The organism is Bacillus sp. 17RED48 (assembly GCF_019837545.1).
Lineage (GTDB): Bacteria > Bacillota > Bacilli > Bacillales > Bacillaceae_G > Bacillus_A > Bacillus_A wiedmannii.
The window spans coordinates 313,220-329,703 of the sequence record NZ_JADAXG010000004.1 but is presented as its reverse complement, the minus strand read 5'-3'; the positions used below and the strand labels follow the sequence as shown (position 1 = coordinate 329,703).

The following is a 16,484-nucleotide window of genomic DNA, read 5'->3' as shown; positions in this document are numbered from 1 at the left end:
AATGATAGTGTGAATTTATCCGCATTCTATTTATTTTTTTCATCTTTAAAAACAAAATGCTCTTTAAATTTTCTAGACTCAACTTTTTGACCGTTTCGCATCGAGCGGAAAGGGTGTTCTTGCCAAGTAATGATTACATCAACTTCATTTGATTTTGTGGCAACGGGAAAATTAGTATGTTCAAATCCAGTTTTTCCACTTGCTAAGCGACTTTCCTTTCGTGAGAAAAGTTCATATTTCGTTTTCGTTTTTGGCTCGTTGCGGAATACTTCGACTTGTACGTTATATACTTCACTGTTACCAACATTTTTTACTGAAAATTGATATGTTTTAAATTCATCTTCTTTAGCTTGAAGCATATTTTTATCTATGTTCTTCGGTTCATCAATATTCACTTTCCATTGATCAGAGTTTTGGGAGATTGGTAAAGATTTTGGTGAATAGGCGTATGTTTCATTCACTGCAATTAGGCATAACAAAAGAAGAAAGAAACTAATCGCTTTTTTCATATAAACACCTCGCTATAAAATTTTTATCCCGCATTAACGGGCAGTAAGACCCTCCACCTCAAAATTCAGGGAAAGCAAAGAAGTTAGGTGGGGGATCAACTGCCCGTAAAAGCCCGATTGGTGAGGGCTGATAATCAGTGGGGAGGAACAAAATCCCCACTGATTAAAGTTTCACTTTATCAATATGCGTAAATGAAACGGAAATTATGTAATAAAATAGAAAAAAGGTGATAGTTTGATTCAAATGAATTTGAAAAAACTTGAAGAAGTAGTAGGTGGTGAAGGGTTACAAGAATCGTTTCATCACATAGAGATACATGGTGTCTGCATAGATTCCAAAAGCATTAAAGAAGGAAATTTATTTGTTCCAATCATTAGGGTGAAAGATGGACATGATTATGTGAAAGAGGCATTCGATAATGGAGCTGTCGCTTCCTTATGGAAAAAGTCTTACGGCACTCCGCCAAAAGGGATGCCAATTATATTTGTTGATGACACTTTGTTTGCTTTGCAACAATTGGCACAATTTTATCGAAAAGAGCTAAATGTAAAAGTAATTGGAATTACAGGTAGTAATGGTAAGACAACGGTAAAAGATATAATAAGCACGATTTTAAGTACAACTCATCGTGTGCATAAAACAAAGGGCAATTTTAATAGTCAAATCGGTTTACCATTAACAATTTTAGAGATGAAACGAGATACAGAGTTTTTAATTCTTGAAATGGGGATGAGTGAAAAAGGACAAATTCGAAACTTATCAATAATAGCACAGCCAGATGTAGTGATCATTACAATGATTGGACATTCTCACTTAGAGACGCTTGGATCAAAAGAAGAGATTGCGAAGGCTAAATTAGAAATTATTGACGGGTTAAAAGGAAATGGTTTGTTTTTATATAACGGTGATGAACCATTGCCTTTGCAAAATAAAAATCTATCGAGTATAAATTGTAAGACATTTGGTGAAAAGTATACAAATGATTTGTTTCCAACAAACGTGCAATTAGATGAATATGGTGTTCATTTTAAATTAAATGATTCAAAAATACAGTACGATGTTCCCTTGCATGGAAAACATAATATTTTAAATACGATTGTCGGAATCGCTGTAGGTCAATATTATAATGTCCCTACAGAAAAAATACAGGAAGCATTACGACAAGTAAATATTACCCATATGCGCTTTCAATTTTTAACTGCTAAAACAGGGTTTACAATTATTAACGATGCATGGAATGCCAGTCCCTCTTCAATGAAGGCTGCAATTGAAACGTTACAGACATTAAATGCCTATAAGAAAAAAATGATAGTAATTGGGGATATGTTGGAGTTAGGGAAGAATGCTGAAACATATCATAGAGAAATTGGTAAAATGTTAAATGAAGAGAGCATTCAATATGTATTCACTTATGGAGAGTTAGCTGAAATTGTAGCGGAAGAAGCAAGAAAGAAATATGATACAGGAAAAGTACAGTCATTTAATAGTAAAGCCAAGATAGCAGAGGAAGTATTAAAAGTTATAACGAAAAAGGACATTATATTATTGAAAGGCTCACGTGGAATGGCTTTAGAGGAGATTGTACAAAATTGGATATGAAAAATCAAAATATATTTAAAAAGGCTTGCGTTTTATAAAACAAAGAGATAGAATACTCTGTAAATATAAAAAGTGAGGATCAGGAAAAGTACATGATGCAAAGGTCTACAGAGAGCAATCGGTTGCTGAGAAGATTGCGATACCGCATGATGGAAAGACACCTGTGAGTGTTGCTTTGAACGTGATAATTAGTAAAAGCAAACGGTACCTACCGTTATCAGGGCTAAGATGGTCATTATGACAATTTGGGTGGTACCGCGGAAAAATCCGTCCCTATTTATAGGGGCGGATTTTTGTATTCTTTGAAAGGAGGTGAGTGACCGTGGATGATGACGATGACAACAATAACGTAAATAAATATAAAATTACTGGAGGGAAAAATAATGGAGTCAATAATGAAGCGTGCACTCACAAAAGATTGTACGGAGCAAGGTGGAAAGGTTGTATTACTTCAAGGATGGGTAAAAAAGATTCGTCATCTAGGTAATGTTAGTTTTTTATTAATAAGGGATCGATCGGGAGTTATGCAATGTGTATTAGAACATGAGTTAGCTGGATTTAAAGTAGATGTGGAAAGTGTTGTGCAAGTCGTTGGTGAAATTGTAGAGACTTCGAAAACAGAGTTAGGGGTTGAAGTGCTTGCTCACGAAGTGAAAATATTAAATGGCGCAGAACCACTTCCGTTTGAAATAAATAAAAAGAAGTTACAAATTGGTTTAGATCAACTACTGAATGAGCGGGTATTATCATTAAGGCATGAGCGAACCGCGGCGATATTTAAAGTGAAATCTACACTCGTTCAGAGCTTTAGTGAATTTCTTATAGAGAACGATTTCACACGTATATTTACTCCGAAAATTGTTTCACAAGGGGCAGAAGGAGGAGCGAATGTTTTTAAACTTCCATACTTTCAAAAAGAAGCTTATTTAGCACAATCACCACAGTTTTATAAACAGATGATGGTAGCTGGAGGGTTAGAACGTGTTTTTGAAGTTGCACCTGTTTACAGAGCGGAACATCATAATTCTTCCCGTCATTTGAATGAATATATATCGTTAGACGTAGAACTTGGATTTATTCATGATTTTTATGAAGTGATGCAATTAGAAACGGATGTTTTACGATATATGTTTCGACAAGTAGCAAAAAACTGTGAAAAAGAACTACAACTATTACAAATAGAAGTACCTGCTATTACAGAAATACCGAAAATTACATTGTTAGAAGCACAAGAAATTTTGAAAAATAAATACCGGAAAGAGTCGCCAAGTGGGGATTTAGATACAGAAGGTGAAAAACTACTAGGGAAATATGTGAAGGAAACATATAAGAGTGAGTTAGTTTTCATTACACATTATCCGAAAGAAGCTAGGCCGATGTATACGATGCCGAGTAATGAGAATCCGTCTATTACTGATTCGTTCGACTTACTATATAAAGGATTAGAAATAACATCAGGGGCACAACGAATTCATGAATATGAAATGTTACTTGCTTCTTTTAAAGAAAAGGGATTACATCCAGATACATTTCAATCTTATTTAAATACATTCCGATACGGTTGTCCCCCGCATGGTGGTTTTGGAATTGGATTAGAGAGAGTTGTATACAAACTATTAGAATTAACAAATGTACGAGAGGCGAGTGCCTTTCCGAGAGATTGTATGCGTCTTATACCGTAATAATAAACCCCTTCTATAGTATGAAGGGGTTTATTCCTTTCAACATATGTTAAAAGGAATAAATTTTTTGTGTGAAAATATGTAAATTACATTAAGAACATTTTATAATGAATTGAGAAAAAGAAAATTCATAAGTTATAATGAAATATGAATATAAAAAAAGTTCATATAATAATGTATGGAAGGGTATGAAACATGTTATATCAAACTCAAGCAACACAGCAAACACCAGCTTATATAATTTATCTTCTTGATGTAAGCGCATCAATGAACCAAATGATGGATGCAGGCGGAGAAGAAAAAAGAAGAATTGATATTGTAACGGATGCTCTTTCTTTAGCGATTCGTCAAATGGTATTTCGTTCAACAAAAGGTAGTCGCTTGCTTCCGAGATATAAGTTATCTATTTTAGCCTATAGCGATCATGTTTTTGATTTATTGGGTGGTGTGAAAACAATAGATGAGGTAGCAAGACTTCGCCCACTAGAAAAAATCCAAACGCATCGTTTAACTGATACAGCAAAAGCTTTCTCTGTAGTGGAGAAGTTATTGCAAAAGGAACTACCAAATTTACAAGACGGGCCAGCTCCTATTGTCTGTCATATGACAGATGGGGCATCAACTGGTGAAGATCCAGAATTAATTGTACGAAGAATTATGAATATGTCTGTACCTGATGGAAACGTACTAATTGAAAATATTTTTATTTCAGATGAAATTATGCAAGAACAAATTTCTAATATAAAGAAGTGGGAAGGAATTATGCCAAATACAGAGATTACAGATGAATATGGTGCAAAGTTGCAAAGACTTTCATCGCCTATCCCTCAAAGCTATCGTGAGATGATGATGGAACATGGGTTTCATATTGCAGATGGTGCTGTGATGATGTTTCCTGGGACAAATGCGGACTTAGTATCACTTGGATTTCAAATGTCTGCTGCAACGCCGGTTCGATAGGAGAGAAGTATGATGAAATATATTCTATCTCAAGAGAAAGAAACGGTATTGCAAGAAAAGGAAACGAAACATTTTACTTATCGATATAGCTATGTAAGAGCAAAAGAAACGCAGGATTTAAACGAGAGTGGAGAAGACTTTCTAGTATTTCTAGATAATGGAACTAGTTTCATATTTGCGTTATGTGATGGTGTAGGGCTGTCTTTTCATGGTGAAATTGCTGCGAAATTTCTTGGTATGAAGTTAGTAAACTTGTTTGAAACATGTCAAGAAAGTGGACTGGATATTGCTAAATTATTAAATGAACAGTTAAAAAATTGGATAGAAGAAGCTTCAGAGGAAGTGAGTGCATTTCGATTGCCAGAAGAAACACCGTGGTTACTACGCGATGTTTTGGAAGAAAAGCGAAAACAAGGTAGTGAAACGATGTTTATTGGAGGGAAAATAGAACTTATTTCAAATCAAGATAAAGCAAAGATAACGATAGTTACACATGGCGATTCATTTGTACAGTTGTTTCAAGATAAGGAGAATTGTTCGAATGTAATGAAGTTTAAGAGAAATATAGAGAAAAGATGGTCTACACAGCGAGGCATTATTGGTGTGGAATTGGCGGTTTTTTCAAAGACATTATCAAGACAAGAAGCTAATCGGATAGTTATTCATTCAGACGGACTTGTACCGCTTAAGCAGTATAACTTTGAGGAAGTGTTAAAAGAAATTGAGAGGGCACAGAACTCTCCGACAAGCGATGATATTTCATTTTTAGATGTTTCTTGGTAACAAACATGATGGAAAAAAGGTGAATAAACGTGGAAGAGATTATTGTGACATACATAAAACAGTCAAATGAAGAAATTGATATTGCAATTCCAAATGACGTGAAAGCGGTACAAATTATTGAAGCAATTTTACATCATGAAAAAATAGATGAAGCATTAAGCGGGATCTATGAAATTAGAGTGGCAAAAGATAAAGAAGAGTGGCATTCTATTCGAAATGATGAAACGTTGCGCGATAATGATGTGTGGGATGGACAATATGTAATACTACATAAAAAAGGGACAATTATCCCTTCTTTTGAAATGATGCCGGCAGAAGAAGTTTATAATGAACCTGTTAAACAAGGTATGTCTTCTAGTGAAGAAGATTATGTATGGAAAATCATTGAGTAATAGTTTTTGGATGGGGAAGGAGAAATGTTTTGTGCAAAAATCACCGTATTTTCAACGCTCTCCGCGTGTGAAAGTAGATATACCGACAGGGGATGTTATTATTCATGATCCACCGAATATACCGGAGGAGCCGAAGTTTTCAATTGAAACAATGTTACTGCCTGCAATGATGACGGTTTTAACATTGGTATTATATTTTGTAATGATGAAATTTATGAAGATGAATTCAAGTTATATGCCATTAATGATGGTTTCAAGTATTCCGATGTTGGGGTCATATATAATTACAACGATGGGGCATTTCCGTAAAAAGAAAGAACATCGTCAAATGGTTGAACAATTACAAACAAGGTACTTAGAGCAAATTCAAAAGCATCGAGTGGAATTAGATACGTTAAAGGTTGAACAAGCAAAATATTTAATTACACAAAACCCAAGCCCATTAAAAAGTGTACAAAGAATTGAAAATCGGGAAAGTAATTTATGGGAGCGTACACCTGAAAGTCCAGACTTTTTAGATATTCGTATTGGTACAGGAGAAAGACCATTCCTTGTAGAATTGAAGGTGCCTGAGCAGAAAGGTTATGAAGAAAATCCATTAGTTACAGAAGCGCAAAATGTGAAAAGGGATTTCAATACGATACCAAATGGACACATTTCAATTTCTTTGAAAAAAAACGATGTAATTGGTGTAGTTGGAAATAAAGAAGATAGACTAAACTTTATTCGAATTGTAACGACACAAATTATGACGCATCATGCACCAAATGAAGTGAAAATAGCAGCATTTTATCATGAAAAGGAAAAAAAACAATGGGATTGGATGAGGTGGCTTCCTCACGTATGGGATGAACAGAGAAGTATGCGCTTTTTATCTGAAAATCAACAAGATGCACAGAAACTAGCAGAAGTATTATTTACTCCACTTAATATGCGCAGAATATATAATTCTTCTGCGCAAGCAGATGCAAAAGTTCCTTTAATTCCGATGTATGTCTTTTTCTTATCAGCGAGAGAATTTTTAGAGGATGATCCTTTAACTCCAATGTTACTTAGAGAAGGTGAAAGTGTAGGAGCTTCTACATTTATTTTTGCAGAACAAAGGGAAAGGTTACCGATGGAATGTGATCTTGTAATAAGCTTAAATGGAGAAAATGGAGAGTTAGTAGAAACGTTTTCAAGTTCAGCTGAAAACAATGGAACAACGCGTGCGAGTTTTAAAGTAGATCGACTTTCATTCGAACGATGTGAGCTAGGAGCGCGAAACATTGCTCCAATTCGAATGAAAAGTTCTACAGCAGCCAACATTCCGAAAGTATTAACATTTTTAGACTTGTTTCAAGCTAAAAACATGGAAGAGTTACAAGTGCTAGAGAGATGGAAAGAAAATCGGTATCCGACTTCATTACCGGTTCCAATTGGTGTAAGAGAAGGAAGTAAACCTGTTTTTCTAAATATTCACGATAAAATAGAGAAAAAGGGGCATGGTCCGCACGGTCTAATGGCTGGTACAACTGGATCAGGAAAAAGTGAAGTGATTCAGTCTATAATAGCCGCGTTAGCGGCAACCTATCATCCTCATGAGATGGCATTTATGCTTATCGACTATAAAGGTGGTGGAATGTCAAACACATTTGCGGGATTACCGCATATTATTGCATCTATTACGAACTTAGAAGATCCAAACTTAATTGAGCGTGCCAGAATTTCATTAAAGGCAGAATTAGAGCGGAGACAAAAATTATTCATTCAGGCTGGAAATGTTCAGCATCTAGATGAATATTATGAAACAAGCTGGCGTGAAAAAGAACCTTTACCACATTTATTTATTGTTATTGATGAGTTTGCTCAAATGAAAAAGGAACAACCAGACTTTATGGACGAGCTAATTAGTGTCGCTGCAATAGGAAGGACGTTAGGAGTTCATTTATTATTAGCAACTCAAAAACCTTCAGGGGTTGTAAATGACAAGATTTGGAGTAACTCGCGTTTTCGAATTTGTTTACGTGTACAAGATGATGCGGATAGTCGTGAAATGTTAAAGATTCCAGATGCATCTAAAATTAATGTACCAGGACGAGGGTATCTCCAAGTTGGTAGCAATGAAGTATTGGAATTATTCCAGTCTGCATGGAGTGGAGCACCTTATAATCCAGATGAAGAGAAAGTTCTTGATATTGTTGATTTTACAGAAGTTAAGCTCTCGGGTGAAAGAATAAAAGTGAAAAAGCGTCCAAAACCAATGACAAATAGTCCGAAACAATTACAAGCTTTTATTCAATATGTACAGAGCGTATCAGAAAAAGAAAATATTAAAGCATTACCAGGACCTTGGCTGGATCCATTACCGGAAAAATTATTGTTAAAAGAATTTTATGCTATGGAAGATTGGACAATTGGTGAGTGGAATAAACCGAAAGAATATTTACAAGTAACAGTTGGATTAATTGATGATGTTGCAAAACAAGCACAATTTCCGCTGAAGTTAGATTTACAAGAAGGGCATTTAAATATTTATGGTATGCCAGGTACAGGAAAAACAACGATGTTGCAAACTATTATTATGTCTCTAGCTGTATCTCACACACCAGAAGAAGTGAATTTCTATGTTATTGATTTTGGTCGTATGTTTTTAGATTTTAGAGATTTACCTCATATTGGCGGGATTATACAAGAAGGCGAAAATGAGAAAATGAAACGTCTATTCGGATTTTTAAAGAAGGAAATCACGCTTAGAAAAGAGAGCTTTTCTAATATCGGTGCAAAGTCATTCTCTATGTATAACCGAATGGTAGAAAAGAAAATACCAGCTATAGTAGTAATGGTAGATGGTTATATAAGGTTCAAAAATGAATTCGAGAAAGAAAATGAAGTATTAGAATTATTATTGCGTGAATCAAGTACATACGGTGTATATTTCTATTTCTCTCTGAATCAAACAATTGATATGTTTGATCGTGTTCGTAATAATATACCGATGGCACTTACATTTGAATTACAAGATGGAACAGAATATCATAACTTAGTTGGCAGACCTAAATTCCCATTAATTGAAGTTCCTGTTGGCCGTGGGTTAATGAAAGGACAACCACCGGAATTATTCCAAGCAGCATTGCCGTTTATTGGTGAAAGTGAACTTGAGTACTCTCAACAATTAAAAACAATTATTCGAAAAATGAATGGAGAATGGGATGGTGAAAAAGCAAAAGCCATTCCAATGGTACCTAAAGAAATATTTGTAGAGCATATGGTTGAAAAATTGGAAACAGCCCAAATTTCAGCAGGTATGGAAACAGAGGATATTCAATTACAAAGTATTTCTTTAGATGAAATGAGTCATATATTTGTTGGGGGAAGAATAGAAGGTGGAAAAACATCGCTTTTACAAACACTTCTGTTCACTACTACATACCAATACTCTCCTGAAAAGGTTGAGCTATACTTAGTAGACCTTGGTGAAAGACCTACAGGCATATTAGCTCTTGGAGATTTACCTCATGTGAAGAAGAAAGTTACAGATGGTATGCAATTAAAAGAAATGTTAGATGAATTGTTAGAGCTAATAAATAATAGAGAACCAATAATGCCTTCTATAGATCCAAACGCAACAGTGGAGATTCCATATAAGAGAATAATCATTGCGATTGATGATATCGATCAAATGTTAACTATATTATCTACTGATTATGAAGCAAAAAACAAAATGGAACTAATTGTCCAAAACTGTAAAAATAAAGGGATTCACTTTATGACAGCTGCTACAACGTCTAGCTTAAATAGCTATTCTCATGAAAAATGGTTTGCGGAAATTAGAAAGAGAAGTATTGGATATTTATTGGGAACGACACAAAATAATGATGTGTATTTCTTTAATATGAAACTGCCACATACTGAAATGGATCAAGAATTATTAAGTGGGGATGGGTATTGCATACGTAGAAAGCCAATAAAAATAAAATGTGCATATACACCATTACATTTACTTCGCACGATGACAGATAAAATTAGTGTGAAATGGTCTGAATTAAAAGTGAAATAATATTAAAATAGGGTTAAATTACTAGAAAATAGAATATTTTTGTAATTAAACCCTTTAAAAATTGTATGAATATAGTTTATAATCTAATTGTTGTATCATTTATGATTTGAAAGGGGAAATTATTAAGATGGCAGAAATTAAAATCACACCAGAAGAACTTGAAAGAATCGCAGGAAACTTTAAAAACGCAGCAGGAGAAGCACAAAGTCAAATTAATAGACTTGAAGGCGATATTAATAGTTTAGAAGGACAATGGGCTGGGGCAACACAAGCAAAATTCCGTGGAGAATTTATGCAATCTAAACAAGCAATGCAACAATACATTCCAATTTTAGAAGGTATTTCAACAGATTTAAAACGTATCGCTGATAAATTCCGTAATACAGATAACGCATACTAAGAATAGAACAATTGCAAAAGACCAGGAGCTATTGTTCCTGGTCTTTTTTTGAAAAATTGTTATACGAGAGTAAGGGGATAAAATGGGATTCCGACCAGAAGTAGGAGAAAAAATTAGCCTTAATAAAGATGTTTATCGTTTTGAGAAACACCCAGCTGTAATTGGTATTGAGATGCCCTATGGTCAAGAGGGAAGACAAGGAACAGTTTATCAATTACAACAGGAAAATGGTGTTGAACGAATTGCATTAAAAGTTTTTAAGGAACGCTATCGCGAAGAAAAACATCAACTAGCATTTTTGAAACCACTATCTTCCTTAGTGGGTCTGAAAGTATGTTCACGTTATATCGTTACTAAAGAAGAACATACATCTGCTATCGAAAAATCAGAAGATCTTGCTAATAGTATTGTAATGCCTTGGATTGAAGGTCCAACATGGGCTGATATAATACAAGAACAAAGAATGTTATCAAAAGAACAATGTTTCTTTATTGCAGAAGCATTTCTTACAACACTTAAAATGATGGAAGAAAATGAAGTTGCTCATAATGATTTATCGTCTAGCAACGTACTCGTACCTTTCTTAAGTGAAAATCCAACTGAAGGTCAACACAATATCGAACTTGTTGATGTTGAGCAAATGTATGGCCCGAAAACGAAAAGACCTTCATTATTGCCAGCAGGTTCAGCGGGCTACGCACCGATGTATTTAAAAAGTGGAGTATGGCAAAAAGAAGCCGATCGATTTGCAGGTGCTATTTTATTAGGAGAAATATTAAGTTGGTGTAGTGAGGAAGTTCGAAATAAAAAATGGACGGATGCAAGTTACTTTAAAACGGAAGAAATGCAGAAAGAATGTGAAAGATATACGTTACTTCAGCAAGTATTACATAATCAATGGAACGGGGAGATTGCAAAATTATTTAGGCAGGCATGGAGTAGTAACTCTTTCGCAGAATGCCCAAGCTTTGCGCAGTGGTACGATGTATTTAATAGCGCGAGAGAAAGAATGAAAATTGATGCGGAAAGGCAGTCAGCAGAAGAACACTCTCTTTTTGTATCAAAATGTTTGGAAATTGCAAGATTATTAGAAGAGAGAGGATTTAAACAAGCGGCATTATATGAATATAAAATAATTTTCAATTCACTCAATCCATCAACAGCTCTGCAAAAAGAACTCGCATATATCATTCAAACTATGGAGAGTCAAGAGCCTGAAATAAATAATAAAATGGTCCTACAACATTATTTGGAATTAGCTACTGAATTGGAACGAGAAAACAATGCAGCATTTGCTTGTTTCGTCTATTCACGAATCGTACAATTTCCAAACATTGACCAGGCGTTAAAACAGGAAATTGAAAGCATTATTGAAGAGATAAAAGAAGAGCAAGGAACACAGTCGCAGCAAGAAGTAGCAGCTACAATTACAGTGCCAACTAGCATTCTACAGAGCCGGAAACAAACGAAAAAACAAGTGGAATATGATGTAGATGATGAGATTTTAAATGCAAAAGCATCAAATCAACCACTTACAATAACGCATGAGCAAAGTGAACCGTCGGCCTTTTTTAAATGGTGGAAAAAGAATAAAAAACGGATTTTGATTATTGGCTCAACTGTAGTTGTTGTTATAGGTGGTTCAACGTTATTTTATTTCTACACAACAAACGCTAAATATCAAAAGTTTATGGAACAAGCACGACAAGCCTATCATGATAAAAAATATACAAAAGCTGAAGAAGCTGTTGAACATGCAATTGCTGTAAAGGGTAAAGACGAGGCTTATCTTCAATTAGCAACGATTTACGTTGCTGAAGGAAAAAATAAAATTGCAATCGATTATATTACAAAACTAATAAAAGATAGAGAAATCGATAAAGAAAATAATGAAGCTGCTTATCTATTAGCTTCAGCAAATTTCCGCATTGGAAAATATCAAGAAGCAGTGCAAAATTTTGAACAAGCGTTAGCGAATAATGCAAAAGGAATTGAACCATACAAAAAAGATGCAATGCGAGATTTAGCTGTATGTCATATGAAAATGAAAGAATTTGAAAAAGCGGAAGATGTTATTGTCAAAATGAGTACGAAGACAAATGAAGATAAAGCAATTGTTTCGTATTTAAAAGGTCAATTATCAACCGCAACGGTACAGTTAGAAAAAGCAGAATCTTTCTTTAAAGAAGCTATTATGCAAGATTCAAAGAATGCCATATATACAATTGAACTTTCAAATCTATATGTGCTTTGGAATAAAACAAACCTAATTGATAGTGCGAAGAAAGAAATGAATTATCAACAAGCATCTCACATTTTACAAGTAGCGATTCAAAAAGATATGAAAAATATTGAGTTGTTAAATCAACTAGGAATTGTGTATTACGAAGCGGGTCAATTTTATGAAACGCGAGATGGTGCAAAGAGTACTGCCGCATATCAGCAAGCGTTAGAAGCTTACAATAGAGTTGTCAGCAGTGGAACACGCGACATAAATACGCTTGTAAATATAGGGATTTTATACGATAAAGTGGGACAAGGAAATGAAGCAGAGAAGCTTTTCACAGAAGCATACTCACAAAACGATGAAAATCCACATGTGAATTTTGCATTCGGGATGTTTAAAATTAAACAGAAAAAATACGAGGAAGCAAGTCGTTTCTTAAGAAAAACAGTTCAAGCAAATGAAAATGAATCCGAAGTAAGAGCTGCGCAAGAAAAACTAACAGAAATGAAAACAAACGGTTGGATTCAATAAAGATAGGAAAAGGGGAAAAGGACATGGAGGAAAACAATAATAACTTAGGGAAAAAAGTCGCTATATCAGTAATGTCGGTAGCATTACTAGGAACATCAGGATATCTTGTGTATGACAAAGGCTTTAAGACAGCAGGAAAAGAACAAGTAAAACTAGCAAGTAATACAGAAGAGAAAAAAGATGATCGTATTACAGGGGGAGATTTACAGTCTATGTTCCCAAATTTAGTCGCTGATCCTGCAAAAAAAGATGAAAAACCTGGCGAAAAACCAACTATTAATTTAGCAGACTTAATTGGAAATAATAAATCACCAATTACGCCAGTAACATATAAACCAGATGAAGTATCGGTGGAAAAGAAAGATCCACAAATCAAATTATCGGATGCACCAACTCCACAAAAACTAGATTTGCCAACGAATATGGGGGGGCCTGTGGTGGAACCGAGTAAAAATTTTCCGGATAGTTTGGTGGACCCGGGGAAAACATCAGGTGGTGATAAGGAACTAGAAAAACCAAAACCGGATGGCGATAAAGAACCAGAAAAACCAAAACCGGATGGCGATAAAGAACCAGAAAAACCAAAACCGGATGGCGATAAAGAACCAGAAAAACCAAAACCGGATGGTGATAAAGAGCCGGAAAAACCAAAACCAGATGGTGATAAAGAACCAGAAAAACCAAAACCGGATGGTGATAAAGAGCCGGAAAAACCAAAACCGGATGGTGATAAAGAACCAGAAAAACCAAAACCACCAGTGCCACACGATCAAATTACAGTATCACCAATAACGGGAGATATTTTAGTTGAGTGGTATGCTGGAAATGGAGAGAAATATTCATCTGTATTCTTTAATGAGTATTACGGGAAAGAGCAAGACTCTAATAAATTAGATATGTTAGCTGAATATTCCGAGGAACTGAAAGATTTGACACTTATATCTCAATTAAATAAGGAGTCAAATGCAAAAACGTTGGCTAATCATAGATTAACATTGGAAAATTTGGGGGAAATTTTAGCTAATAAGGATAATCATTCCAATCAAAGTGCATTATTCTATTTACGTAATCAAATGAATACACTTAAGGAAAAAGTTACAACACAACAAGAGTTACAAAAGTATTTAAATGAAAACCAGAAAGAGTATATTCAATTTGTTGGAAAGTTAACATATGATAAAGCTGTGTATGAGGAAGGGATTTGGTTGGAAGATCCGTATAATCCGGAGAATCTAGTCTATTTAGAACAAGCTTTAAGTAAATATTATTTAGTCACATCAGTGCTCGAAAGTGTGGATCCCAAAATAGTAGAATCTGCAAATCAACGTGTAGAGAAGATTTTTTACAAACTATTAGAAGAAGAATTAAAGAATATTAACATCGACAAACCGGTAGTGACATCTAATAATGATACCAAGGAAAACGTAGGTACAGAGGAAGCACTTGTAACTAGTAGTAATGGAGAAAAAGCGGTTAAAGAAGATAATAAGGTTGAAATTGAGGCGTCAGAAATAGCTAGTGAAAAAGATAAAAAAGATCAATTAATTGAAAGTGAAAAAAGCAATATAGAAAACAAGGAAAAAATAGAGCATAAAAATAAAGATAGCAAAGATACAGTTGATCAAATGAAACCGGAAAAATCAGAAAAAGAAAAAAGAATTGATCAAGCAATTGAGCAAATCGAAACATATTTAAATTCTGAAAATCCACAATATGAAAAGACATTAATATTAGTAAATGAATCGATTGCTGATGCAAACAATCAACAAAAAGAAAAATTAGATCAGCAATTTAGTATGGCTGTAGAGGGACTTCAAGGACAAATAAACGCTCCTACTACTTCAGTGGAAGTTGCTCTAAATAAAGCAAATTTATTAGCAAATACAGCAAAGGTTGAAAAATCCGTTCAAGATGAAGCTAAAAAATTATTAATGCCACTTATGTTTGAAAGAAAAGCAATTGAGGCTGCGAATATGGGAGAGTATTATACAGCTGTATTGAATATTGCGAATGCAATTCGCACAAAACACCCATTAGAACGTTCAAGAGAAGAAATGGTTAATTATTCGAATAAATTATGGGTAAAGACAGAAAATGAATGGAATGAAATGAATGGAACAACAGGGTGGCAAAATAAGGTAGAAAAAACAGTGCTACCATCATACACATTACTGGCACAATTAAAGGATATCGATAAGACTATTGGCCAAATTAACGGAATGGGTATGATTGATAGTGCATCAAGAAAGATGGAGGGAATTCAGCTAATACAAATAGCGAGTGCAAAAGCGAATGAGCCAGGAAAACTTTTTGATGCTTTACATTACTTCGGACAAGCTTCAAATCGCGGGGTAGACGATGAAAAAGGATTCACTAAAGTTGCAAATGAAGTATTATATGCAGCGGAGCAAGCGGAAAAAAGTAATTATTTATCAGCATTAGAAATTTATCAAATTCTTTATAAGACGCCAGGTATTGAACTGACTGGAATGAAAGATAAAGCCAAAGCTGCCATTGAATATTTAAGTGCATTTGATGCTGCAAATAAAAGGGCTAATCATGTAAGCACTATTGAAGATTTAGCATCAGTAATTGAATTAACACATCAATCAATCATGCTAGGGTATCAGCAGGAGCCTGTAAATAAATTTATGAAGGCTGTTTCTGAAGAAATGTTAGAGACAGGTGAAAAGTATTTAAAGAAAAATGATAGTAATAATGCATATAAATGTTTCGAGTTTTTAACTCGACCAATATATTCAGCTACAATTGATGGAGAATTGCGCCAAAAAGCAATGAAACAATTAAACGAAATTAAAGCTATAAACGTTCAAAAATAATTAGATTTAACATTCGCCATCTTACTTTGCGTAAGATGGCGAAATTATTTCACATAAGGAGTGAAGTTCAATGAGTTTACTAGAAATTTGTCCATTAGATGGGGCGCTAGTGGAAGCTTTACAGAATGAAGAAAAAAGATTTCGTTTTTATGAGATATTACAGAAATCAAATTTGTACGTTGTTGCTTCTGTAGAGGGAGATACAAATGTAGATGAAGAAGGGAATTTGATTTCAACTGAAAATACACAATTGCAAATTCATTATTTTGAAATGGAAGAAGGATTAATGTTACCACTGTATTCTGATTTGAAACATTTAGAAATGGTTATTCCAGAAGAATGTCCATATGTCTCTATGAATGCGATTGAATTATTAAAGACGATAGATTTAGAAGCAAATGTAATATTAAACCCAGGAACAAAATTTCAAAAATTATTTGTGAAGGAAGAAATTGAAGCGATTTGTGATAACAGTATTTTTGATGTTTTTTCTAAAGGGAACAAGTAAAAATTGATGCAGT

General features: G+C 34.4%; 11 protein-coding genes and 1 other annotated feature. Of the genes, 10 read left to right on the top strand and 1 reads right to left on the bottom strand.

Translation table 11 applies throughout. The annotated features are described in order from the left end of the window. Window positions 1–26: 26 nt before the first annotated feature. The gene (locus ILT06_RS18725) at window positions 27–509 is read right to left on the bottom strand and encodes a hypothetical protein (protein ID WP_064473942.1); all 483 of its coding nucleotides are present in this window, start codon (window positions 507–509) and stop codon (window positions 27–29) included. Window positions 510–753: 244 nt separating this feature from the next. Here ILT06_RS18725 and ILT06_RS18720 point away from each other — a divergent pair, with 244 nt between their 5' ends. From ILT06_RS18720 to ILT06_RS18675, 10 genes are all read left to right on the top strand, one after another. Then, entirely contained in the window at window positions 754–2,109 is a 1,356-nt protein-coding gene (locus ILT06_RS18720; RefSeq protein WP_222655360.1) for a UDP-N-acetylmuramoyl-tripeptide--D-alanyl-D-alanine ligase, read from the top strand. A gap of 66 nt (window positions 2,110–2,175) precedes the next feature. Further along, window positions 2,176–2,387 (top strand) — a binding site (T-box leader). 105 nt (window positions 2,388–2,492) lie between these two features. After that, window positions 2,493–3,791 carry an aspartate--tRNA(Asn) ligase gene (gene aspS, locus ILT06_RS18715; RefSeq protein ID WP_064473940.1) on the top strand — a complete coding sequence of 433 codons (1,299 nt, stop codon included), beginning with the start codon at window positions 2,493–2,495 and terminating at the stop codon, window positions 3,789–3,791. Between the two features lie 195 nt (window positions 3,792–3,986). Continuing rightward, the gene (locus ILT06_RS18710) at window positions 3,987–4,751 is read left to right on the top strand and encodes a vWA domain-containing protein (protein WP_064473939.1); all 765 of its coding nucleotides are present in this window, start codon (window positions 3,987–3,989) and stop codon (window positions 4,749–4,751) included. Between the two features lie 9 nt (window positions 4,752–4,760). Then, the gene (locus ILT06_RS18705; protein WP_088046781.1) at window positions 4,761–5,534 is read left to right on the top strand and encodes a hypothetical protein; all 774 of its coding nucleotides are present in this window, start codon (window positions 4,761–4,763) and stop codon (window positions 5,532–5,534) included. Window positions 5,535–5,563: 29 nt separating this feature from the next. Continuing rightward, complete coding sequence (locus tag ILT06_RS18700; RefSeq protein ID WP_064473937.1) at window positions 5,564–5,926, top strand: ubiquitin family protein; 363 nt, start codon at window positions 5,564–5,566, stop codon at window positions 5,924–5,926. A 31-nt stretch (window positions 5,927–5,957) separates the two neighbouring features. Continuing rightward, a complete protein-coding gene (gene essC / locus ILT06_RS18695) occupies window positions 5,958–9,965 on the top strand; it encodes a type VII secretion protein EssC (protein ID WP_142289300.1) in 4,008 nt (1,335 codons plus the stop codon). Window positions 9,966–10,092: 127 nt separating this feature from the next. Further along, window positions 10,093–10,365, top strand: a complete 273-nt coding sequence (locus ILT06_RS18690) for a WXG100 family type VII secretion target (protein ID WP_064473935.1) — start codon at window positions 10,093–10,095, stop codon at window positions 10,363–10,365. Window positions 10,366–10,447: 82 nt separating this feature from the next. Next, window positions 10,448–13,123 carry a tetratricopeptide repeat protein gene (locus tag ILT06_RS18685; protein ID WP_064473934.1) on the top strand — a complete coding sequence of 892 codons (2,676 nt, stop codon included), beginning with the start codon at window positions 10,448–10,450 and terminating at the stop codon, window positions 13,121–13,123. 23 nt (window positions 13,124–13,146) lie between these two features. Next, a complete protein-coding gene (locus tag ILT06_RS18680; protein ID WP_222655359.1) occupies window positions 13,147–15,963 on the top strand; it encodes a hypothetical protein in 2,817 nt (938 codons plus the stop codon). 70 nt (window positions 15,964–16,033) lie between these two features. Then, entirely contained in the window at window positions 16,034–16,471 is a 438-nt protein-coding gene (locus ILT06_RS18675; RefSeq protein ID WP_222655358.1) for an SseB family protein, read from the top strand. Window positions 16,472–16,484 lie beyond the last annotated feature (13 nt).

Excerpts from the sequence above, each read along its gene's own strand:
- ILT06_RS18725 (WP_064473942.1), bottom strand. The coding sequence starts at position 509 with ATGAAAAAAGCGATTAGTTTCTTTCTTCTTTTGTTATGCCTAATTGCA.
- ILT06_RS18720 (WP_222655360.1), top strand. The coding sequence starts at position 754 with ATGAATTTGAAAAAACTTGAAGAAGTAGTAGGTGGTGAAGGGTTACAA.
- aspS (WP_064473940.1), top strand. The coding sequence starts at position 2,493 with ATGGAGTCAATAATGAAGCGTGCACTCACAAAAGATTGTACGGAGCAA.
- ILT06_RS18710 (WP_064473939.1), top strand. The coding sequence starts at position 3,987 with ATGTTATATCAAACTCAAGCAACACAGCAAACACCAGCTTATATAATT.
- ILT06_RS18705 (WP_088046781.1), top strand. The coding sequence starts at position 4,761 with ATGATGAAATATATTCTATCTCAAGAGAAAGAAACGGTATTGCAAGAA.
- ILT06_RS18690 (WP_064473935.1), top strand. The coding sequence starts at position 10,093 with ATGGCAGAAATTAAAATCACACCAGAAGAACTTGAAAGAATCGCAGGA.
- ILT06_RS18685 (WP_064473934.1), top strand. The coding sequence starts at position 10,448 with ATGGGATTCCGACCAGAAGTAGGAGAAAAAATTAGCCTTAATAAAGAT.
- ILT06_RS18680 (WP_222655359.1), top strand. The coding sequence starts at position 13,147 with ATGGAGGAAAACAATAATAACTTAGGGAAAAAAGTCGCTATATCAGTA.
- ILT06_RS18675 (WP_222655358.1), top strand. The coding sequence starts at position 16,034 with ATGAGTTTACTAGAAATTTGTCCATTAGATGGGGCGCTAGTGGAAGCT.